Below are 19,673 nucleotides of genomic sequence, written 5' to 3'. Positions count from 1 at the left end.
CATCTGCCTGCTGGCAAGACGGCGGCTAGGAATTCAAGCGCGGGGTCTTGCTGGTCAGGCAGCTAAACAATCCAGGGGATGACGACTACACGAGTCCAAAGCATTAGCCCGATTAATCATAATGAGCGAATTTTAGGCAGCCGCTAAATCGCAAGTCAACACAATTCGCTATTGCCCTTAACCAATTTCGCTAGCCAGCTTCCCTAGGCGTTGCAATGCATCGTCAAGGGTTTGATCGAATGGCTGCGGACAGCTCAACCGAATGAAGGAAGCGAAGCGCCGGGAATTGGAGAATATGGTCCCGGGCGCAATGCGAATGCCGCGCGTCAACGCCTCTTCAAACAGCCGGCCCGAATCCGTACCGGCCGGCAGTTCTACCCAAAGCACGATACCGCCAACCGGCACGCTAAGGCGAGTACCGGTTGGAAAATAACGAGCAATAGCATTGGCGGTCGCTTCCCGCTGCGTCCGCAATCGCTCCCTTAACTGGAACAAATGCCGGTCGTACGCACCCGATCCGATGAATTCCGCGGCAACGAGTTGAGACAAGCTTTCGTTGTTCCGGCTCTGCGCATACTTGAGCATCTTGACGCGTGCGTGCCATCGCCCTGACGACATCCACCCTAACCTCAAACCCGGCGCCAGGACTTTATTCAACGACGCGCAATGAATCACGCCGCCGTCACGGTCCCATGCCTTCAGAGGCTTGTTTTGCGCAGCGTCATCAAGCAATTCCCGATAAGGCTCGTCCTCGATCACCGCCACCTTATGCCGCGCGCAAAGCCGGACAAGCCCGGCCTTTCGTTCATTAGGCATCACACTGCCCAGTGGATTTTGCAGATGAGGTACGACCACCACGGCCTTGATGTTCCCATAGGCGTGCATCGCCATTTCCAGTGCTTCGAGCGACATCCCGGTTGTCGGACTGGTCGAAATCTCGAGCGCGCGCAAACCCAGGCTCTCGATAATCTGCAATAAACCAAAGAACGCCGGGGATTCAATCGCGACAGTGTCGCCTGCCTGAGTCACCGCGCGCAGCGCCAGGTTCACCGCTTCCACGCCACCCGTCGTAGCAATCACCTCATCGGGCGAAAGCGTCATTCCCGCTGAAAGAGCCCGCTTTGCAATGGCTTGCCGAAGCGCGGCTCCCGCAGCGTCTCCTGCGGCTTCCGTGAGCAATGTCGGCTGATGCCGCAGAATCTTTATCGTCAGCGCTTGCAGCCGGGCGGTCGGATAAAGCAATGCAGCGGCCGTCGCTCCGGCCAAGTTCAGCGCGTCGGGAAACCGTTGCGCTTGCGCGATCACTTTCGAAATGGATTCGTGCAAACCGACGAATTGCGCTTCCATTGGTACCGATGGATTGTCCGGCTCACCAACACTGGGTAACAGCGGCGCCGTCCGCCGGCGAACGAAATATCCGGAGCGTGGCTTGGCTTGCAGCCAGCCTGCATCTTCGAGTTGCCTGAAGACTTGCAGCGCTGTCGACAGACTGACCTGATGCCGCTGCATCAATGCCCGGACAGAGGGCATGCGATCACCCGGCGCGAGCGTCCCCGCGGCGATCACCCGGCGGTAGTGCTCGGCAAGACGCTCATACAGCGGCTCCCCGGCCATGGGCAAGTCGCGCGGCGTCGGTTCAATGGAGAGGGTCATTGTGCAGATGCTGCGGCTAACCCGGCGCTCGCGCCAGATACAGAGAACAGGAAATTGGACGGATACAGATAGCGTTTAGCGGATCTGTTACGCAACAGATTGTACCGCGCTGAATCTGTCGCTAAGCGAAGCACATCACTAAGCTTGAGACGTGCTTAAGCCTTTTCACAATGGGCTTGGCGAAAATCCTGAGAAACTTGGAAGGTGACCCTCATGCAATCGATCAGGCAATGTTTCTACCCCGGACAACGGAGCGCCCGGCATCAGCACGCGGGAACGCGGATCATTGCCATCGATGGCATGCTCCGGTTGACCTACCGTGATCCTGCTCTCGATTGGCTTTTAGACGTGACGACCCCCGTGGTGGTCAAGATAGAGGAAGGGGAATGCCACGTGCTGCCTTGCGACACGTTCGTGGAAATCGAAGCGGTCGGTTTTGCCTCGGTCAACGGGCTTGTCCACGTGCCCGGGCGAAGCGATGCGGTCGTTGCGATTATTGGCAGCGGCATCGCATGGCTTGCATCATGTGTGCGTGCTCTCGGTCAAAGATCGGGCAAGCGGAGAACACAAGGCTGACGTCTGCAATTTATATCGCCTAAACGTCTTTCCATTGGCGATACGTAGCGGCCTGTCCGCAATAGACTCCCTCACGATTGACCAGGTTCCACACCGTCACATTCTCGATCCAGAAGCGCCTGCCCGACTTGGCTATGCGAAGGCCGCGGTATCCGCTTGCATAGCCTTTGGTTCGCACGGATTCCAGCAATCCATCGCGTTCCTCGCGGTTAGGATGTTCCGCCGATAACCGGGAGCGCAGCGCCGTCATTTCGTCCCACGTGTATTCGAAACAGTGCTGAGCCGCGCGGTTTGCGTAGACAAACCGCGGGTCAGCGTCCGTGTTATGCGCGACCACGCAGAATGGCGCGTCTTCGTACAACCATCGTGCGGCATCAGCAGGCTGGATGCCCGGATCGAGCAACGGCGTACCGACGATCCGAAGGTGACTGTCCGTCAGCAGGGTGCAGAGCCGGGGTCTTGAGCGAGTGACATCGTCATGGGTCGAGTGTTAGGAGATTCGAATTCGAGCCGCGATATTACCGCGCTAGTCAAAAACCCGTCCCTGCACCGGCAAGACAGACGCCATTTTCTTAATGCCCGTTAGTGTCACTTTGCAAGTGGCTAAGCCAACGCTCCGCTTAGCAACTTCGGCATCTGCTTGAGCGGAGCGATATGATTCGCGTCGACCTTATAGTCCAACTCAAGCGTTGTTGTCACGTCCTGATAGTCCACCCATACCCCGCTCCCGGCGTCTTCCCACACTACGGCCTTTAGCGGTAGCTCAAGCGCTGCGTGCGGGTTGGCCTCCATGACCGGCGTGCCCGCCTTCGGGTTACCGAATAAAAGGAGCCGCGTCGGTCTTAAGCTGGTACCGGCCTTGGCAGCGGCGGCGCTCTGGTCGATATCGGCGAAGAGCGTTACGCCATGCGCGGCCAGCGCTGCCTTGAGCCGGGCAACGGTCGCCTCGAAGTCGTATTTGCTCTGCAACGTAACCACCGATGATGGGAATGCTGCGGGAGCGTCGGTTCGTGCGGTCATGGTATGAGTCATCCGGTCAGTGGCAAAATCAAGCGGTTCATCATGCTACCCGCACCAACGATTTCTCTATAGTGCGCCTCACCCAAGCTTCGCGGCAATCGAATAGCGTGATCGATGAGCGGGTTCTTGCGTCCCCTCAATACAGCCGATTCAAGCCGGTTATAGAGTCGTTTTCCACGTACTGCGGATGACAAATTAATGACACGAACGACCCATGGTGACTCTAGGCTGACGGAAAAAATTGCCGTCCGGTTCAACCAAATTTCATGGCCGTCATGTATGCGCGTCGCTATGCTTGCACTCGCGATCATCTCCGCGCTCTCATTAACGCCCGCGCTTGCGGCGCGCTTATCATCGCGCATCGGGGCGGCACTGGGGACACGCCGGAGAACACGCTGCAAGCGTTCAGCATCGCTCTTGAGAATGGCGCCGACGCGTTATGGATGACTGTGCAGGTAACGAAGGATGGCGTTCCCGTTCTCTATCGCCCGGCGGACCTCGGCTCGCTGACCGATGGAAAAGGTCGTCTGGACGAGATCACGCTTAGCGACCTTCGCAAGCTTAACGCGGGTTATTCATTCAGCCGCTTGGATGTATCGGGACAACTCAGCTATCCGTATCGCGACAATCCTCTGCCCATTCCTACGTTGCGTGAGGCACTGGATGCGGTGCCGCAGAATGTACCAATCATGCTCGACATGAAGCAAACGCCCGTAGCACCCCTGGTCGACGCGGTCGCGAAGGTATTGGATAACGCAAATGCGTGGTCGCGCGTGCGTTTGTACTCCACCGATGCTGAAGCAATCCAGTTAATGAAGGCGCACCGCGGGGCGCAGGTGTTCGAGACACGCGATGCAACTCGCAATCGTCTGGTGGATCTATCGCTGGGTGGTACGTGCGACAACCCGCCGCCCGCCGGAAGCTGGGTGGGAATCGAGTTGCATCGTCAAGTTGAAGTGATCGAGCGCTTCACATTAGGGACCGGCGTGTCGAAAGTAGATGCGAAGTGGTGGACGCCCGCTGCAGTCGAATGCTTCAAGACAAACGGCGATGTGAAGATCGTCGCATTCGGTGTTGATTCAGCCGATGCTTATGCAACCGCTGCCGCTCTGGGTATTGACGCAGTGATGACCGACTCGCCGCGCGCCATGCGCATCGAAAAGAAATCGCAGTAGCGAAGCAATATTGCGGCTTGAGGTCAACACGCGGCAACTCATTTATCGAACCCGTACAAGCGCCCCGGATTGTCGACCAGGATCTTCCGGCGCACGGCGCGGTCGGGTGCCCAGTATGAGAGCAGCGCAAGCATCTCTTGATCGTTCGGCACGGGCTTGCGCCCTGGATGCGGCCAGTTGCTCGCCCACAAGCAACGCTCCGGGTGTGAGGCCGTCAGGGCGCTGGCGAGCTTGCTGACGTCATCGTAATGAGGCGGTCCAAGCTTCGAGGTTTCATACGGCGCAGATACCTTCACCCAGGTCCGGCCCGCATCGAGCAGCGCAAGCAGGCTTCGAAAACCAGGGTGGTCTGTTGCCACCGGCTCGAGAAACTTGCCGATATGATCGATCGTCAGCAAGCAAGGCAGCGCGCGCAGACGCGCTTCATACTGCGCGAAATCGCGGCCATCGAGTTGAAGGTTGATCACCCAGCCAAACTCCGCGATACGGCTTGCAACGACTTCCAGATCGCCCCATCCGAGCAGGCCGCCACTCCCGGGAATCATCATGAAGCGAACGCCTCGCACCCCTGCGTCGTGCATGGCCTGCAGCTCGCTGACAGACGTGTCGGGCTTGATCACTACAACGCCGCGAGCCGTTCCGCCGGACTGTTCTAATGCATCCAGCAAGCAGCGGTTGTCAAAACCGTAACCCGTCGGCTGCACGAGGATCGCGCGTGTGAGACCCAGTTGGCGTTGCACCGCCGTGTAGTCACTCCACGACGCCTGCGGTGGCCCAAAAGTCGCGGTGCCGGCAAGCGGATAACGATCGAGTTCATAGATATGAACGTGGCAATCGCACGCGCCTTCATGCAAATTCAACGAAGCGTCGTTCAAGATTGATCTCCTTGCAAAGCGTCGGAAAACCCCGGCAAACGCGTGAGTCGCGCAGCGCATTCCGCGTTGACCGCGTGCTCCGGCATGACACCATCGAGCAGCGCGCGAACCTGGCGCACCGTATCCATCGCCTGATGCTCGATGGCTGGCGGCGTGAGCCCACCCACGTGCGGACTCGCGATAAGTTTCTGGTGCGCTGCGAGCGCCGCGCTCGGCATCTGGTCGGCGGCACGGCCCACATCGACCGCTGCGCCGGCGATCAAGCCGGCATCGAGCGCATGAAGCAGCGCAGTGTCGTCGACAAGTTCGCCGCGCGAAGCGTTGATGAAAAATGCTTCGGGCCGCATCCGCGCGAACGCTGCGGTACTGAACAAGTCCGCCGTCTCCGGTGTGGCAGGCGCAAGGCAGACAACGTAGTCGCCGCGCTTCAACACATCGTCAAATGAAGCCTGTTCAATTCCCGGCTGCGTGATCGTTGCCAAAGGATCAGTCACAACTACCCGCATGCCGAGCGCCATGCCAAGCTCCGCCAGCCGCCGCCCAATAAAGCCATAGCCGACAATGCCCAGCGCCGCGCCACGCAACTCGCGCCCCATTGCAATAACAGGTGCGCGATGCTGCCAGTACGCCGCGGCGGCCGCGCTAATGCCCCGGCTCAGGTCGATCATCACGCCCAGGACCCACTCCGCGACCGATGTATCGAAGCCCGGCGTTGCTCGCGTCACGAGCACACCTTGACGGCTCGCGGCGCCTACATCGATATTGCGGATATCCACCGCCACGCGGCAGAACGCAATTAGTTCGGATAGCTGGTCGAATAGCGCAGCGGGCGCAGCCGAATCGCGACTCGCGACCACAATGTCCTGCCCTTGTGCTTCGCGAATAAATTCGTCGAGTGACAACGGCCGGTCAAACGGATTGAGTTTCACCTCACCCAGCGTGCGCAATTCCGCCAGCGCCCGGTCGCCGTAATAGTTCTTGAGCGCATCGGGCGAGTGGGTCAAATAGATCTTCGTCATTTTGATGAGGTCGCCTTTTTGGCGCGCGCCGGTTTGGCAACCGACTGACGCACGATTAACGTAGGTTGAAAAAGGAAATCGGCAGCCGGCAAATCAGGCTGCGTCGAACGGGCGATGGCGCGTTCGACCATGGTGCCGGCCATCTCCGTCAAGGGCATCGCGACCGATGTCAACGCCGGATTGGTGAAGCCTGCGACCGACAAGCCGTCCATGCCAACGACGGATACATCGTCAGGGACACGCAAGTTCAGTTGCTGCAGCCCGGACATCAAACCGATCGCGAGCATGTCGTTGACAGTCACGAGTCCCGTGGGCATGGGTTGCATGGCGGCGACCTGGCTTGCCATCGCGAAGCCCAGGTCGGGCAGTTCTGAATCACCGAATGCTTCGGAGACGCGGCCTTCGACCACGCTTGCGCTATAACGCGGACCTTCACGTGACACACGTTCGCGGAACCCCTCGATCTTCTCGCCGCGGCTAAGCGTCTTGCCGCCGGGCACGAGGAACGCAAGCCGCTTGTGGCCATGCGCGATGAGATGGTCGGCAGCAAGATAGCCTGCCTGGTAATTATCGGCCGACACGTGGTCGACAAGCGAATGGCTGCCATCGTTCGCGCTGCGGTCATAGCTGACCACGGCCAGGCCGCGCGCGACAGCTTCGTCCAGATGGCGCTCGTCATTGAGCGACGACACCACGATCACCGCACGCACCCCGAACGAAAGCAGGTCCTCGAACATGCGCGCTTCCTGCTGCTTGTCCCGATGCGTATTGCCGAGCAGCAGCCGGTAGTTGAACCGCGACTGCGCTGCCGCTTCCACGTTCAGCGCGAGTTGACCGTACATCGGATTCGCGGTCGACGGCACGAGCAAGCCGAGCATCGGCGTATGACCGGTCTTCAACTGGCGTGCGGCGCGATTGGGCCGGAACGCGAGCTTGCGGATGGCTTCCTCCACGCGCGAATACGTCTCGGCACTCAGCTTCTCGGTGCGTCCGTTAAGCACGTTCGATACCGAACTCGTCGACACCCCCGCGAGCGCTGCAACGTCATGAATCGTAGCCATGGTGTGTCCGTGTCAGGCCATGTTGAAATGCCGCGGCAGCCACAGCGAAATGGACGGCACGAGGATCAGCAACACCAGCATCACCACGAGCAGCGCCAGGTATTTGAGCATGCGGCGCGAGACGTCCTCGACCCGCGTACCGGTCATTGCGCAGGTCGCGCATAAGCCCAGACCGAAGGGCGGCGAGAACAGTCCAAGCCCCATTGCGGTGACCGCGACCGTACCGAAATGCAGCGGATTGATGCCGGCCTGCACGGCGATCGGCACGAGCAAAGGACCGAAGATGATGAGCGCGGGCGCGCCCTCCAATACCGCGCCGAACACAATCATGATGAGCACCGATACCGCCAGGAACGCCACGCTTCCGTAGGTATGCGCAAGCGCCAGCATGCCGGCCGACAGCATGGAAGGGATCTGCAGGATGGTCAGTGCAAACGCAACGCTGGACGCCGCGGCGATGATGAACAGGATGCCCGCCGCCATGGCTGAAGCGCGTACGAACAAGCTCGCGATTGCACGCGGCGTCAGTTCACGGAACGTAAGACCGCCGACCAGGAGCGCATAGACCACGGCGAACGCGGAGACTTCGGTCGACGTTGCGATCCCAGACGTCACGCCCTTGCCGATCATGACGACCATCACGAGCGCGACCAGTGCACCGCCGAGCAGCCGGAAAATCGGCTTGCGGCTGGCGAAGGCTGTGCGCGGATCAACCTTCCTGCCGAAGATCACGACCATGGTGGCGAGCGCCATCGCCATCACGACCGCCGGCACGATGCCCGCCAGAAACAGGCCGCCTATCGAGATGTTGGCAACGAAGCCAATGATGATCATGTTGATGCAAGGCGGAATGGTTTCGGCCATCACGCCCGACGCCGCCAGCACGGCGGCGGTCTCGTTCGGGTCCTGGCGCGTACGTCGGACCGCGGGCACGACGATGCCCCCGACTGCAGCAATATCAGCCAGCTTGGAACCTGACACGCCGGAGAAAAACGCGGTGGCAAGAATGGCGATGAGATTCATGGAACCACGCACGCGACCGAAGATCCGCACCAGCAACTCGATCAGCCGCGACGACATGCCGTTCACTTCCATCACCAGGCCGGCCAGCACGAAGAACGGAATAGCGAGGAGCACGAAGTGATCCATGCCGGCCATCACCTGCTGCGAATAGATGATCATGGGCAAGGTCGGGTCGCTGATGAAATAAAGCAGCGCCGACAACGCCAGCACGAACGCGATGGGCACGCCGACCACCAAGCCGCCGATAAAACCCGCCAGCAGCAACGCCCACGGCGCGACAGCGTATTCCGGGAGGACCGTACTCCAGCCCCATAGCGCGGCGGCGGCCGCGCAGCAGCCAGCCAAGGTCAGCCATGTGGTACGGGTCGCGCCGGTGATCGCACTGGCTACCGCCACGGCGGTCATCAGCAAGGCGCCCAGCATCACCGGCAACACGTTGATCCACTGCGGCAAGCCCATCGGCGTGGTCACGTTCGCCGAGTCTTCCAGCAGCAGCCATGCCGAATACGCGAGGCCGCCCGCCGTGCCTGCAATGACCCAGTAGCCGGTCTGTAGTGCGGCCGCACGCCATGGTTGCGGCAGCAACGCGCGGAAGAAATCGATATTCACATGCTGCCGGCGTGCGAGCACCGTCGCGCCGCCCAGGAACACCATCGTCACCATGAGACCGCGCGCGATCTCCTCCGCCCAGTCGACGGGGTGGTGCACGAAATATCGAAGGATCACCGAGATGAACACCACCAGGACATCGACGGCAAGCACCACGCCGCACAGGCGTTCTATGAACGTACATAGCGTGGCAAGCAACTGTCCGCTGGTGGTCAGCGTGCCGAAGCCCCACGTGCTTGCGCTGATGACCGGGCCTGCAACCGCTGGCCCTGCTGCGTCTTGCGGACCATCCGCGATGCGCAACTCGTGGCCTGCCATCTTGCTGAGTGATTCATTCATCGTTCGGTTCTCGTCTCATGTTCCCGTGAGTTCCCGTGATCCGGAAGCCCCGTGCTGAATGGGGCATATCACGCACGTCACGCACGGGCGGCGTCGATGGCAGCCAGTACCGGTGCAGTCACCGGATTGCTTTGCGTGAATGGCACCCACAGCCTGTCACGCATCAGCTTGCGAACGTTGTTGCGCTCCGCGTCGGCCATCGGATAGAAAGTCATGCCGGCCTTCTTGAGGGCGCCAAGGGCATCTGCACCCTTCGTTGCAGCCTCTTGCCGCTGATACAAGCTCGCCTCGTGCGCGGCCTCCAGGAACTGGGGCTTGATGGCATCGGGAATCTTCGAGAGTCCCCGCTTGCCGATCACCGTGATGCATGGGCTGAACAAGTGATTGGTCTGCCAACTGTTCTGCACGACTTCATTGAGCTTGTTGGAAAGCACGCTGGCTGCATCGTGTTCAAAACCCTCGACCACGCCCGTCTGCACGGCGGTGTACACCTCGTTGAACGCAATCGGCGTGGGGATGGCACCCATCAACTTGAAGGTTTCGATGAAGGCCTGCGTGGGCAGCACACGCAGCTTGACGTTCTTGAGCGCGCTCAGATCCTTGATCGCGGGCTTGGTGTAGACGCTGCGCGCGTTGAAGTGCGAACCCCAGCCGATGATTGAACATCCGGTGCGCGACAGCATCAGCTTGTTGTAGACATCGGCCACGCCGTGGTCAACCGATTTACCTACATGCGCCCAGCTGTCGAAGAGAAAACCGAGATCCAGCAACGCGAGTTCCTGAAGCGCGGTTGCCCAGATCGAGCTGCCCGTGATCATCATGTCGATCGAACCGAGTCGAACCTGCTGAACGACATCGGCCTCCTTGCCCAACTGCCCGTTCGGAAAAAAGTCGACGCGAATCTGGTCGCCCACGCTCTTCTTCAGGTTCGCCTGAAGGCGTTCGAAATAGATGTAGTGCGCGGAATTTTCGTCGGCGGTCATGGTGGATGAAAACCGCAGTTGGACAGGCGCCGCCGCGCGCCCGATCGCCGGAAACGCGAGCGTGGAAACTGCAGCGCCAGCGGTTTGCACGAAGCGTCGGCGCGATAAGGAACGACGTGGCGAACAACGATCTGATCCGGGCATTTCATGTCTCCGTCTAGTTACCTGTCTAATTTTTCGACCGGTTTTTTGATTTGGTAGAACGTTTTACTAAATCGTTTTACGGATCATAAGGACATTCCCACGACGCTTCAATATCCTGGGGTTAACACGGTTAACTGGGGAATACCCCCGGGTTGAGCGACGGAATTTCTATCGGCCTGAGCACGCCAGGAATCTGCGAGCTGCGCCGCCGTCCAGGTGCCGCTCGGTACTCCATGCACAATGACTCGCTGTAGGAAATGCGGTCCGTGACGGTTTTTAATCGACCGATATTTACCAAGCATTCCTGACTATTTAAACCGGGTTTGATATTCTCGTCGATCGAGACGGCGCGCTCAAACGCCGGGCGTTGTCGGGCATCCCCGCTCTATGGCATTCTTATGCCATGTCTGCGATCAACCCCGCTACTGCACGCATCTGGTGCCGCTCTTGAAGGAGCGGCATTGTCACGTCTTTTTAATGACCATGATCGCCGCAGTCCGGCTGGCATGGATTAAATCCCCGGTTCGCTTGTCCTGCGGCAGTTCTTCAAGAGAATCCGACTATGCACGATCTTCATGACTCACACGACGCCCCGTCGTCCGTTCCGCGTCTGACCGTCCTGACCGGTGACCGCCCTACCGGACCGCTGCATCTGGGCCATTATGTTGGCTCGCTAAAGACCCGGCTCGCGCTTCAGGAAACACACACGCAATACCTCCTCGTCGCCGATACCCAGGCCATGACCGACAACGCTCATGATCCGGACAAAGTGCGCCGTAATGTATTGGAAGTCGCGCTGGATTATCTGGCCGTCGGTATTGATCCGGGCAAGACGACCGTCGCCGTGCAGTCAGCCTTGCCGGCCCTCGCGGAATTGACCCTGCTGTACATGAACTTCGTCACTGTCGCGCGCCTCGAACGCAATCCCACGATCAAGGAAGAGATTCAATCCCGCGGTTTTGGGCGCGATATTCCGGCGGGCTTTCTCTGCTACCCCATCGCGCAAGCGGCCGATATCACCGGGTTCAAAGCTCACTTTGTTCCAGTGGGAGAAGACCAGGCGCCGTTGATAGAACAAACCAACGAAATCGTTCGGCGTATTAATCGCCAGGCGGGTATCGACGTTCTGCCGGAAGCCGAAGCATTGATCCCGGCGATGGGCCGCCTTCCCGGTGTCGACGGCAAAGCCAAGATGAGCAAATCGCAGAACAACTCGATTGCGCTTTCTTCTTCGCCCGACGTCATACGTGAAGCGGTGAAGCGCATGTACACCGATCCAAACCATCTGCGTGCATCTGATCCGGGAACCGTGGAAGGCAACGTAGTTTTCACGTATCTGGACGTATTCGATGACGACCGCGCCGAAGTTGAACGCCTGAAGGCGGCGTATCGCGCAGGAGGGCTCGGCGACATGGCGCTCAAGCATCGGCTGGAGGATAAGCTGCAGGCACTGATCGCTCCTATACGGGAACGGCGAGAACGATTTGCCCAGGACCCGGCATACGTCTTTAGCGTGCTTAAGGAAGGCACCCAGCGCGCGAAGACTGTCACGCAGGAAACGCTGGATGAGGTACGCAGGGCGCTAGGAACATTTTCGTTTGAATCCGTAAGCTCCTAGAAATGATCAAGTGTCATTTGAGCGTGCCGACCCGCCGATCGATATGGTTATCTCCATTTGATATTTAACCTTTGCAGGCCCGGGTGCTAGCCTTTGAGACTGTTCATTCGCCGGGACTGGCCTTAGCCGCTAGCCGCACAAGGGCACCCGGGCGAGTCAGAACGTCGCTTGATCGCCAAAGGACATCAAACAATGAGCACCCTCACCGACGCGCCCGGTCTCACCCTGCACGACACGCCCGTCCGCAAATTCTGGTTCGACGAAGTCCCTCCTCCGGCTACGCCCGCGGCTGAACGCAGGCATCGTCTGGAGCGGCTTGCCGGCGCGTTTCGCCTGTTCGCCCAACGCGGCTTTGATCAAGGTCTGGCCGGCCATATCACTGCACGCGATCCTGAATGGACCGACCATTTCTGGGTCAATCCCCTTGGCAGGCACTTCGCCCGCATGCGGGTTTCCGACTTGCTGCTGGTGAACAGCGCTGGCGAGATCGTGGTTGGCAAGGGACCGGTTAATCAAGCTGCGTTTGCGATTCATGCGGCCATCCACGAAGCTCGTCCAGATATTATCGCGGCTGCGCATACGCATTCCCTCTACGGAAAAGCCTGGTCGACGCTGGGACGCAAGCTCGATCCGCTAACGCAAGACTCCTGCTCATTCTATGAGGATCACGAACTATTCGATGACTTCCAGGGTGTGGTGCTCGACACCAAGGAAGGTGCACGCATTGCCGACGCGCTGGGTTCGAGCAAGGCGGTGATCCTGAAAAATCACGGCATCCTCACCGCGGGCCCGACGGTCGAAGCCGCCGCGTGGTGGTATCTCGCACTCGATAACGCGTGCCACACACAACTACTTGCCGAAGCCGCCGGTACGCCTCAGCGCATTCCGCATGACGTGGCCGCGCTCACGCATGAAAGGGTCGGCCGTCCGGGAGGCGCGCTGTTTTCGTTCGAGAGCTTGTATGAAGGTCTGGTCGAAGCAGAACCTGATCTGCTTGATTGACTTGAAACGGTATGGAGCAACTAAGGCGATGCATCACGCATCGCCTTAGTCAACCGTTCACCATCAAGCTTTAGCGATCTGCGTATCCGAGATAGCGCGTACGTCTATTCTTCTTGGAAGGATGGCATCGCGGAAAGCACTATCTGCGACTCGCTGCAACGCGACAATATCGTTCTCGGCAACAAAACGTTGCTTCAGCGCTGAGCGCGCGATAATGGTCTTTGCAGCATCGAGTGGCAGGCGGGTTAATGACGCGTAGACCTGAGCGTACGCATCGGGATTGGCGACGGCCCACTCGCCCGCGCGTTGCAAGCGCTGGAGCAAGTCTGCAATGGCGAGGCGCTTCAGGGGATCGGCCGCTGCCGTGCCAGACGCCGTCACAAAGCCCAGTCCGCTATTGATGCCAGTGCCATCCCTTAGCACCCGCGCACCCCGTTGAACTGCGGTTCCGAAGTACGGATCGAACGTCGCCCAGACATCGATACGTCCCGATTCAAACGCGGAGAACGCGTCGACCGGCAAGACAAACCGCACTGACACGTCCTCGCGCGAAAGACCCGCTTCGGCCAGCGCACCATAGAGCTGGAATTGCGAAATGCTCCCACGCGCCGACGATACAAACACCGTGCGTCCCTTGAGCTCCGCCACGCTGCGCAGCTTCGAGTCCGCCGGAACGAGGATGCCCAGCTGCGCGCCGGAGCCAACGCGCGTCGCCACGATCTTGAGTGTGGGATCGCCAACGGCTGCAGCCAGCACCGGCAGATCACCGGCAGGCGCCAGGTCGACAGCACCCGCGCGCTGTGCTTCGAAGAGCGGTGCCGCGCCCTGGAAATTAGCCCACTTGAAGGCATACGGGGTGCCGCCGAGCACTTTGGCAGCCTCGGCTAGCGCGCGCGTTCCGCCCGCCTGATCGCCCAGAATAAGCGTGACGGAACGCAAGGCCGCGTCCTCCGCCCTCGCCTGCCGCGATGCGAAACCGCCTAGCCCGGCGACGGCCGGCGCGGCGCCTAGCAAGCGCAATGCGCGCCGCCGTCCATCGAAAACCTTGGAACCATCCATCTGTATCAATCCTCGCGGGCGAAATCAGCGCCCAGAGTAGCGACGCTGCGACGCCTTGAGAATTATTCAATTCCGATATGGTTATGAGCGCCCGAGACTTAAGCATTGCAGGTTTGAGGGCTTCGCTTGGGGCTCGTAACAAAGCTTGCAAAGGTGTCACGATCCACCAAAACACAACGCCGGAACCCGCCCGCCGGGCCAATCTCGCTCCGAAAAAAATATTGACAACACATCTTAAGATATATATCTTAAGATGTGTTTTACGATATCTACGGAGTTTTACGATGCGACATCACCGCAGCCGCGAGTTCGCTCGCACCCACGCTGGATTTGAATCTTCAGGCCATTTTTCCATGCATGCCATGTGGCATGCGATCGGCCGCCATCACCGCCATGACGACGATAGCCGCTTCCCAGGCGGCCCCGGAGGCTTCGGCGGCCGCGGCGACGACGGCATGCCGCGCGGCCGCAAATTCACCTCTGACGACCTGCAATTGCTCCTGCTTGCTCTTCTAGCCGAAGCACCGCGCCATGGCTACGAACTAATCAAGGCGCTTGAAGTTCGATCGAATGGTTTTTACAGCCCGAGTCCCGGCATGGTCTATCCGGCGCTGACCTACCTGGAAGAACTGGGCTATGCAACGGTTGAAGTGGAAGGCAATCGCAAGCGTTATGCGCTAGCCGAATCCGGACGCAATTACCTCGCGACTAATCGCGAGCGCGTCGATGTAATGCTAGCCAAGCTAAGCCATTTTGCACGCAAGATGGATTCGGTGCGCCGCGCGTTTGCAGGCGAAACCGGCGATGAAAACGCGGACGCCAACGGCGACAGCAATGCATGGTTGCCCGAGTTCATCCAGGCACGCCGCGCGCTCAAGCACGCGTTGCTAATGCGTACCGACGCACCCGTCAGCGAGCAACGCCGTATTGCCGCGATCCTTGTCCGAGCCACTGCCGAGATCGAAGGAAAAACCGCAGGAGATCCGGCGTGAATCAACACTCAAGAGAACACACAATGCAAAACAGCGGGCCCGATCTGACGGTCGGCCGCGTCCGTCATCAACTCAAATTCCGCCTGGCTCAAGTCAAGCGCGTTCAACCGCTTACGCCGCACCTCGTGCGCATCACGCTAGGCGGCGACGATCTTCGCGACTTTGAATCGGCATCCTTTGACGACCACATCAAGGTCTTCTTTCCACAACCCGGAGCCGACAAGCCGGTCATGCCGACGGCCGGCCCGAACGGTCCGGTCTTCGCCGACGACCAGCCGCGGCCAATTGCACGCGACTTCACCCCGCGTCGATACGATCGCGAAGCATGCGAGCTCGATATCGAGTTTGCGCTGCATGAGGCAGGACCTGCCGCGACGTGGGCAGCGCAAGCGAAGGTCGGACAGTATTTGGGAATTGGCGGTCCGCGCGGTTCTTTCATGATCCCCGAGGGATTCGACTGGCACCTGCTGATTGGCGACGAGACGGCGCTCCCTGCCATCGCACGCCGCCTGGAAGAGCTGCCGCCGGGAACGCGCGTGGCCACGCTGATTGAAGTGGAAGATCCATCTGCACGTATCGACTTCACGACGCAAACCGACCTGTACGCCGAATGGCGCTACCGCAGCGAATCGGACTTCCCCGGTGCAGCCTTGTTACTGGCGTTGCGAGAAATGTATTTGCCGACTGGCGAAGGCTATGTGTGGGCCGCCGGCGAAGCGACGGTCATGCGTGCGGTTCGCCAGCACCTGTGCACGGAACGTGGTGTCGACAAGAGCCGGATTCGCGCGGCAAGTTACTGGAAACGCGGCGCGGAAGCGGTTCACGAATCCATTGACGACTGACCTGCGCCTTGTCTGCTTTAGCCGTTAAAAGAAATCTAATCAGGATGACTATATGTATAGTCTAGACGCGAGTCGCGAGCGGCGCCTTCTCTGGCTGCTTGCGCTTACACAGTTCACCATCATCATGGACTTCATGGTGATGATGCCGCTCGGCCCGCAAATCATGGGGAGCTTTCAGATATCACCGGCCGCGTTCGCCACCGCCGTTTCAGCCTATTCGTGGTGTTCGGGTCTCTCAGGGTTGCTTGCCGCCACTTACATTGATCGCTTCGATCGTCGCCGTATCATGTTGACGGTCTATGCGCTGTTCGCGCTGTCGAACCTCGCGTGCGCCTGCGCCACCAGTTTTCCCATGCTGCTGATCGCACGCGCTTTTGCGGGCATCACCGGCGGCGTGCTGGGGTCGGTCATCATGGCGATCGTCAGCGACGTTATTCCCGTCTCGCGCCGCGGCGCCGCGACCGGCACGATCATGACGGCCTTCTCACTTGCCGCGGTGGCGGGCGTGCCGGCAGGCGTTCTGTTAGGCGCGCATTTCGGCTGGTTCACGCCGTTCATCTTGCTGGTGGGTTTATCGGTCTTGATCTGGCTCGCCGGAATGAAGCTTGTGCCTTCACTCACGGAGCATTTAAGCCGCACGCCGCCTCCGTTACGAAGTGTCATGCCTACGCTGTGGAGGCTGATATCGAACCCGCGCTACGCCAATGCATTCGCACTGACGTTCATCGTCATGGGGTCGCAGATGCTGGTAATCCCGTTCATCTCGCCCATGCTTGTGGCTAATCACGGCGTGGCCCCGGCGCAGTTGTCGTGGTTATACATGGCGGGCGGCGCCGCGACGTTCTTCACAGCGCGGCTCGTCGGCAGGCTTTCCGATCGCTATGGCAGCCGCCGGATGTTCCGCCTGCTGGTAGTGCTATCGCTCGTGCCCGTGCTGTTCGTCACTCACCTGCCGAACCTGCCGTTCATCGCAATGGTCCTGCTGTTTCCCGTGTTCATGGTGATTGTGTCCGGCCGCATGGTGCCGATGCAAGCGTTGCTGACGACCGTTCCCGAACCGTCCAATCGCGGCGCTTTCTTAAGCACGAACAGCGCACTGCAAGCACTCGGCGCCGGTTGCGGTGCATGGCTTGGTGGACTGTTTCTATCGTTCGATGCGCACGGGGCGATCCGGGGATATGGCACCAACGGCTTGTTGGCGGTCGCGCTCGTATCATTCGCGGCGATCTGGGTCGGCCGCGTGAAAGCGGCGTCGGAAAGGGCTGTTTCGCCGCCTATTGCCGCAGAGCCGGTTGGGGAAGTCTAGTCGTTTTAGCAAGGTTCAAGTGAGCTTGAAAAAGTTGCGCCTCGCAAGTATATTGGTTGCGAGGCGCAACTGTTTGGAGCAGCCATGGACTATGTCGATTTACCCGAACAATCGCGGGATCACACCATCCTCGAGCTTCGCGACTTTTCGCGAAAGCTGGTACGCGAGCTGGGTTTCATGCGCAATACGCTGGCCGACAGCGACCTCGCGCCATCGGCCGTTCACGCGGTCATCGAGATCGGGTTGGCGCCGGGCCTTCAGGCGCGCGACCTGGCCGACACGCTACGGCTCGATAAATCGAACACCAGCAGGCAGTTGGCAAAACTCGAATCCTTGGGACTAGTAACACGGGAAACCGCGAGCGACGACGGCCGGTCGTCACGGCTGTTCCTGACGGCAGCCGGCAAGAAGTTGCGGCAAAAGATCGACCGCTTTGCGACCGATCAGGTCTCCAATGCCCTCAGGCGACTGGTGCCTGCGGACCAGCAAACGCTGGTCCGCTCGCTTGCGCTTTACGCGGATGCCCTGGCGCAGGACAACGTCAACAAGACACCTCGAGCGGCGGCATCGATAGACGAGAAAATCCTTGAGGGCTATCAACCGGGATGCATTGGAGACATAGCGAGCCTGCATGTACGTTTCTATTCGCAAGCAGCCGGCTTCGGTGTTTTCTTTGAAAAGAAAGTCGCCACCGAACTGGCGGAGTTTGCCATGGCCTTGCCGTCTCCCGGTAAGGCGCTGTGGCTCCATGTCGAGAACGGCAGGTCACTCGCTTCAATAGCCGTAGACGCGGACGACGCCAATGACCGGCTTGCTCATCTGCGATGGTTTATTGTCGACGAGTCATTGCGCGGCTCAGGTGTGGGACGCCGCCTCCTCTCCAAGGCGCTGGATTTCGTCGATCGTGAATTCGATGAAACCTATCTTTGGACTTTCAAGAGCCTTGACGCCGCGCGTCATCTGTACGAGTCGTCCGGATTTTATTTGACCGAGGAAGCAGAAGGCTCGCAATGGGGCACTCATGTGATCGAGCAGAAATTTAATCGGCGTTCGAGCGAGAGGTCTTAGTCTTAGGCCCTAGTCCCGGTGTCAGCAAATCCCCTTATAAAGACCAAGCGCCCGCTAAGCCCATGAAGACATGCAGTTAATTACTTGCATTTCCACGTCTCGCTGACTAATATGCAGTCAGGAGGCTGCATATGACATCGTCAACTGATCGAATAGAAAAACAGAGCCTTGTCGAGGCCCCGCGTTCGCGCGTCTGGCGCGCGTTGTCGAATGCCAAAGAATTCGGAAAATGGTTCGGCATGGATTTCAAAGGCGAAACCTTTGTCGCGGGTACGTCCGTCCATGGACGCATTACCCACCCCGGATACGAACATCTTGTCTGCGAGATGTTGATTGAACGCATTGAACCTGAGCGGCTATTTTCCTGGCGCTGGCATCCGGGCGCCATCGATCCGGCCATCGACTACTCCGGCGAGCCCACCACCCTGGTCGTATTCGAGCTTGAAGAAGTTGGCTCAGGTACGTTGGTGCGCATAGTCGAAACCGGCTTTGACAATATTCCGCCCGAACGCCGCGCGGATGCATTCCGCCTGAACAACCAGGGATGGGAAGCGCAAATGACGAACATCGAAAAACATGCTGCCAAGGGCTAGGTCTCCATCGAATAAAGCGCTGCTCAAGGGCCCGGCGCAACGAAACGCGGCGGCGGTTTTTGCGGCGCTAGGCGACGAAACGCGCTTGCGTCTCGTCGCTGTGCTGTGCGCCGGCAGCGCGATGTCAATTGCGCAACTCACTGCCGGGACGGACATCACGAGGCAGTCGGTCACGCAGCACTTGCAGGTGCTGGCGAACGCCGGGCTGGTGCGCGACATCAAGATCGGGCGCGAGCGCTTGTGGGAATTTGAACCGACGCATCTGGAAGCCGCCCGGCGGTCTCTTGAAACGATCGCACAGCAGTGGGATCACGCACTGATGAAACTAAAGCTCGCCGTGGAGCGTTGACATGCAAAGCGATACGGCCGGTTTGTCGTGCGTGGCAATTTAAGATCAAGCGGGGTTCTCTATGGATTGGCCAAGCAACTAATGAATCACTCTTATCAGCTAAGTCCCCGCCTAAGCGTTGCGCAACCTGCGACTTAGCGTTAATCTTGCATCCTTAGCACGCGACTCTATTCAATCCGCTTTCCATGACAAACCCTACGCACATTCACCTTGCCGCTATCGAGCCCGACTCGACGGCTGGTCATGCGCGTCTTAGCGGTCCCAAGGATTTCGGTTTCTCTGTTTCCCCACCTGTCGTTTCTCCTCCGAACACCGTCGCGGCTGGCGCAGTAGCGCCGCCGCACACGGGCGTTCCTGGCTGAACTTT

General features: G+C 59.4%; 19 protein-coding genes. 10 read left to right on the top strand and 9 right to left on the bottom strand.

Features of this window, described 5'->3' with window-relative positions:
- Positions 1–177: 177 nt before the first annotated feature.
- Complete coding sequence (locus ACSQ83_RS09565) at positions 178–1,653, bottom strand: PLP-dependent aminotransferase family protein (RefSeq protein ID WP_436227969.1); 1,476 nt, start codon at positions 1,651–1,653, stop codon at positions 178–180.
- Between the two features lie 213 nt (positions 1,654–1,866).
- Between ACSQ83_RS09565 and ACSQ83_RS09560 the strand changes: the two genes are divergently transcribed.
- A complete protein-coding gene (locus tag ACSQ83_RS09560) occupies positions 1,867–2,229 on the top strand; it encodes a hypothetical protein (RefSeq protein WP_436227968.1) in 363 nt (120 codons plus the stop codon).
- Positions 2,230–2,248: 19 nt separating this feature from the next.
- Here ACSQ83_RS09560 and ACSQ83_RS09555 read toward each other — a convergent pair whose 3' ends face one another.
- Both ACSQ83_RS09555 and ACSQ83_RS09550 read right to left on the bottom strand, forming a co-directional pair.
- Positions 2,249–2,632, bottom strand: coding sequence for an MEKHLA domain-containing protein (locus tag ACSQ83_RS09555; RefSeq protein WP_436227967.1), 384 nt, complete (start codon positions 2,630–2,632; stop codon positions 2,249–2,251).
- A gap of 200 nt (positions 2,633–2,832) precedes the next feature.
- Positions 2,833–3,249, bottom strand: a complete 417-nt coding sequence (locus tag ACSQ83_RS09550; RefSeq protein WP_436227966.1) for a DUF302 domain-containing protein — start codon at positions 3,247–3,249, stop codon at positions 2,833–2,835.
- Between the two features lie 266 nt (positions 3,250–3,515).
- On the opposite strand from ACSQ83_RS09550, the gene ACSQ83_RS09545 reads away from it, so the two are divergent.
- Positions 3,516–4,424, top strand: coding sequence for a glycerophosphodiester phosphodiesterase family protein (locus ACSQ83_RS09545; RefSeq protein WP_436227965.1), 909 nt, complete (start codon positions 3,516–3,518; stop codon positions 4,422–4,424).
- A 38-nt stretch (positions 4,425–4,462) separates the two neighbouring features.
- On the opposite strand, the gene ACSQ83_RS09540 is transcribed toward ACSQ83_RS09545, so the two are convergent.
- The 5 genes from ACSQ83_RS09540 to ACSQ83_RS09520 all read right to left on the bottom strand — a co-directional run bounded on the left by ACSQ83_RS09540 (position 4,463) and on the right by ACSQ83_RS09520 (position 10,477).
- Positions 4,463–5,299 (bottom strand): amidohydrolase family protein, encoded by an 837-nt coding sequence (locus tag ACSQ83_RS09540; protein ID WP_436227964.1) that lies wholly within the window; start codon positions 5,297–5,299, stop codon positions 4,463–4,465.
- Positions 5,296–6,318, bottom strand: coding sequence for an NAD(P)-dependent oxidoreductase (locus ACSQ83_RS09535; RefSeq protein WP_436227963.1), 1,023 nt, complete (start codon positions 6,316–6,318; stop codon positions 5,296–5,298). Before ACSQ83_RS09535 ends, ACSQ83_RS09540 begins: the two co-directional genes overlap by 4 nt.
- Positions 6,315–7,379 carry a LacI family DNA-binding transcriptional regulator gene (locus ACSQ83_RS09530; protein WP_436227962.1) on the bottom strand — a complete coding sequence of 355 codons (1,065 nt, stop codon included), beginning with the start codon at positions 7,377–7,379 and terminating at the stop codon, positions 6,315–6,317. The genes ACSQ83_RS09535 and ACSQ83_RS09530 overlap by 4 nt, the downstream gene beginning before the upstream one ends.
- Positions 7,380–7,391: 12 nt before the next feature.
- Positions 7,392–9,329, bottom strand: a complete 1,938-nt coding sequence (locus tag ACSQ83_RS09525; protein WP_436228073.1) for a TRAP transporter large permease — start codon at positions 9,327–9,329, stop codon at positions 7,392–7,394.
- A 98-nt stretch (positions 9,330–9,427) separates the two neighbouring features.
- Entirely contained in the window at positions 9,428–10,477 is a 1,050-nt protein-coding gene (locus ACSQ83_RS09520) for a TRAP transporter substrate-binding protein (protein WP_414953141.1), read from the bottom strand.
- 562 nt (positions 10,478–11,039) lie between these two features.
- On the opposite strand from ACSQ83_RS09520, the gene trpS reads away from it, so the two are divergent.
- Together trpS and ACSQ83_RS09510 are read left to right on the top strand one after the other, a co-directional pair.
- Entirely contained in the window at positions 11,040–12,095 is a 1,056-nt protein-coding gene (trpS, locus tag ACSQ83_RS09515) for a tryptophan--tRNA ligase (protein WP_436227961.1), read from the top strand.
- A gap of 192 nt (positions 12,096–12,287) precedes the next feature.
- Positions 12,288–13,097 (top strand): class II aldolase/adducin family protein, encoded by an 810-nt coding sequence (locus ACSQ83_RS09510; RefSeq protein ID WP_414953139.1) that lies wholly within the window; start codon positions 12,288–12,290, stop codon positions 13,095–13,097.
- 63 nt (positions 13,098–13,160) lie between these two features.
- Here the strand turns inward: ACSQ83_RS09510 and ACSQ83_RS09505 are convergent, their stop codons facing one another.
- Positions 13,161–14,156 (bottom strand): ABC transporter substrate-binding protein, encoded by a 996-nt coding sequence (locus tag ACSQ83_RS09505; RefSeq protein WP_436227960.1) that lies wholly within the window; start codon positions 14,154–14,156, stop codon positions 13,161–13,163.
- A gap of 284 nt (positions 14,157–14,440) precedes the next feature.
- Between ACSQ83_RS09505 and ACSQ83_RS09500 the strand changes: the two genes are divergently transcribed.
- The 6 genes from ACSQ83_RS09500 (at position 14,441) to ACSQ83_RS09475 (ending at position 19,306) form a co-directional block, all read left to right on the top strand.
- Positions 14,441–15,148, top strand: a complete 708-nt coding sequence (locus ACSQ83_RS09500) for a PadR family transcriptional regulator (RefSeq protein WP_436227959.1) — start codon at positions 14,441–14,443, stop codon at positions 15,146–15,148.
- 23 nt (positions 15,149–15,171) lie between these two features.
- Positions 15,172–15,990, top strand: a complete 819-nt coding sequence (locus ACSQ83_RS09495) for a siderophore-interacting protein (RefSeq protein WP_436227958.1) — start codon at positions 15,172–15,174, stop codon at positions 15,988–15,990.
- 52 nt (positions 15,991–16,042) lie between these two features.
- A complete protein-coding gene (locus ACSQ83_RS09490; RefSeq protein ID WP_414968698.1) occupies positions 16,043–17,296 on the top strand; it encodes an MFS transporter in 1,254 nt (417 codons plus the stop codon).
- A gap of 84 nt (positions 17,297–17,380) precedes the next feature.
- Entirely contained in the window at positions 17,381–18,364 is a 984-nt protein-coding gene (locus ACSQ83_RS09485; protein ID WP_436227957.1) for a helix-turn-helix domain-containing GNAT family N-acetyltransferase, read from the top strand.
- A 131-nt stretch (positions 18,365–18,495) separates the two neighbouring features.
- Positions 18,496–18,957 carry an SRPBCC family protein gene (locus tag ACSQ83_RS09480; protein ID WP_436227956.1) on the top strand — a complete coding sequence of 154 codons (462 nt, stop codon included), beginning with the start codon at positions 18,496–18,498 and terminating at the stop codon, positions 18,955–18,957.
- A complete protein-coding gene (locus tag ACSQ83_RS09475) occupies positions 18,941–19,306 on the top strand; it encodes an ArsR/SmtB family transcription factor (RefSeq protein ID WP_436227955.1) in 366 nt (121 codons plus the stop codon). The genes ACSQ83_RS09480 and ACSQ83_RS09475 overlap by 17 nt, the downstream gene beginning before the upstream one ends.
- Positions 19,307–19,673 lie beyond the last annotated feature (367 nt).

It is taken from the genome of Caballeronia sp. LjRoot29, assembly GCF_964252755.1.
Classification (GTDB): Bacteria; Pseudomonadota; Gammaproteobacteria; order Burkholderiales; family Burkholderiaceae; genus Caballeronia.
Note: the sequence above shows the minus strand (reverse complement) of the source record. Positions and strands in the feature narration are given on the sequence as shown.

Coding starts and splice junctions, on each gene's coding strand:
- ACSQ83_RS09495 (WP_436227958.1), top strand. CDS start 15,172: ATGCAAAACAGCGGGCCCGATCTGACGGTCGGCCGCGTCCGTCATCAA.
- ACSQ83_RS09500 (WP_436227959.1), top strand. CDS start 14,441: ATGCGACATCACCGCAGCCGCGAGTTCGCTCGCACCCACGCTGGATTT.
- ACSQ83_RS09535 (WP_436227963.1), bottom strand. CDS start 6,318: ATGACGAAGATCTATTTGACCCACTCGCCCGATGCGCTCAAGAACTAT.
- ACSQ83_RS09560 (WP_436227968.1), top strand. CDS start 1,867: ATGCAATCGATCAGGCAATGTTTCTACCCCGGACAACGGAGCGCCCGG.
- ACSQ83_RS09530 (WP_436227962.1), bottom strand. CDS start 7,379: ATGGCTACGATTCATGACGTTGCAGCGCTCGCGGGGGTGTCGACGAGT.
- ACSQ83_RS09520 (WP_414953141.1), bottom strand. CDS start 10,477: ATGCCCGGATCAGATCGTTGTTCGCCACGTCGTTCCTTATCGCGCCGA.
- ACSQ83_RS09550 (WP_436227966.1), bottom strand. CDS start 3,249: ATGACCGCACGAACCGACGCTCCCGCAGCATTCCCATCATCGGTGGTT.
- ACSQ83_RS09490 (WP_414968698.1), top strand. CDS start 16,043: ATGTATAGTCTAGACGCGAGTCGCGAGCGGCGCCTTCTCTGGCTGCTT.
- ACSQ83_RS09475 (WP_436227955.1), top strand. CDS start 18,941: ATGCTGCCAAGGGCTAGGTCTCCATCGAATAAAGCGCTGCTCAAGGGC.
- ACSQ83_RS09485 (WP_436227957.1), top strand. CDS start 17,381: ATGGACTATGTCGATTTACCCGAACAATCGCGGGATCACACCATCCTC.
- ACSQ83_RS09525 (WP_436228073.1), bottom strand. CDS start 9,329: ATGGCAGGCCACGAGTTGCGCATCGCGGATGGTCCGCAAGACGCAGCA.
- trpS (WP_436227961.1), top strand. CDS start 11,040: ATGCACGATCTTCATGACTCACACGACGCCCCGTCGTCCGTTCCGCGT.
- ACSQ83_RS09510 (WP_414953139.1), top strand. CDS start 12,288: ATGAGCACCCTCACCGACGCGCCCGGTCTCACCCTGCACGACACGCCC.
- ACSQ83_RS09545 (WP_436227965.1), top strand. CDS start 3,516: ATGGCCGTCATGTATGCGCGTCGCTATGCTTGCACTCGCGATCATCTC.
- ACSQ83_RS09480 (WP_436227956.1), top strand. CDS start 18,496: ATGACATCGTCAACTGATCGAATAGAAAAACAGAGCCTTGTCGAGGCC.
- ACSQ83_RS09505 (WP_436227960.1), bottom strand. CDS start 14,156: ATGGATGGTTCCAAGGTTTTCGATGGACGGCGGCGCGCATTGCGCTTG.
- ACSQ83_RS09565 (WP_436227969.1), bottom strand. CDS start 1,653: ATGACCCTCTCCATTGAACCGACGCCGCGCGACTTGCCCATGGCCGGG.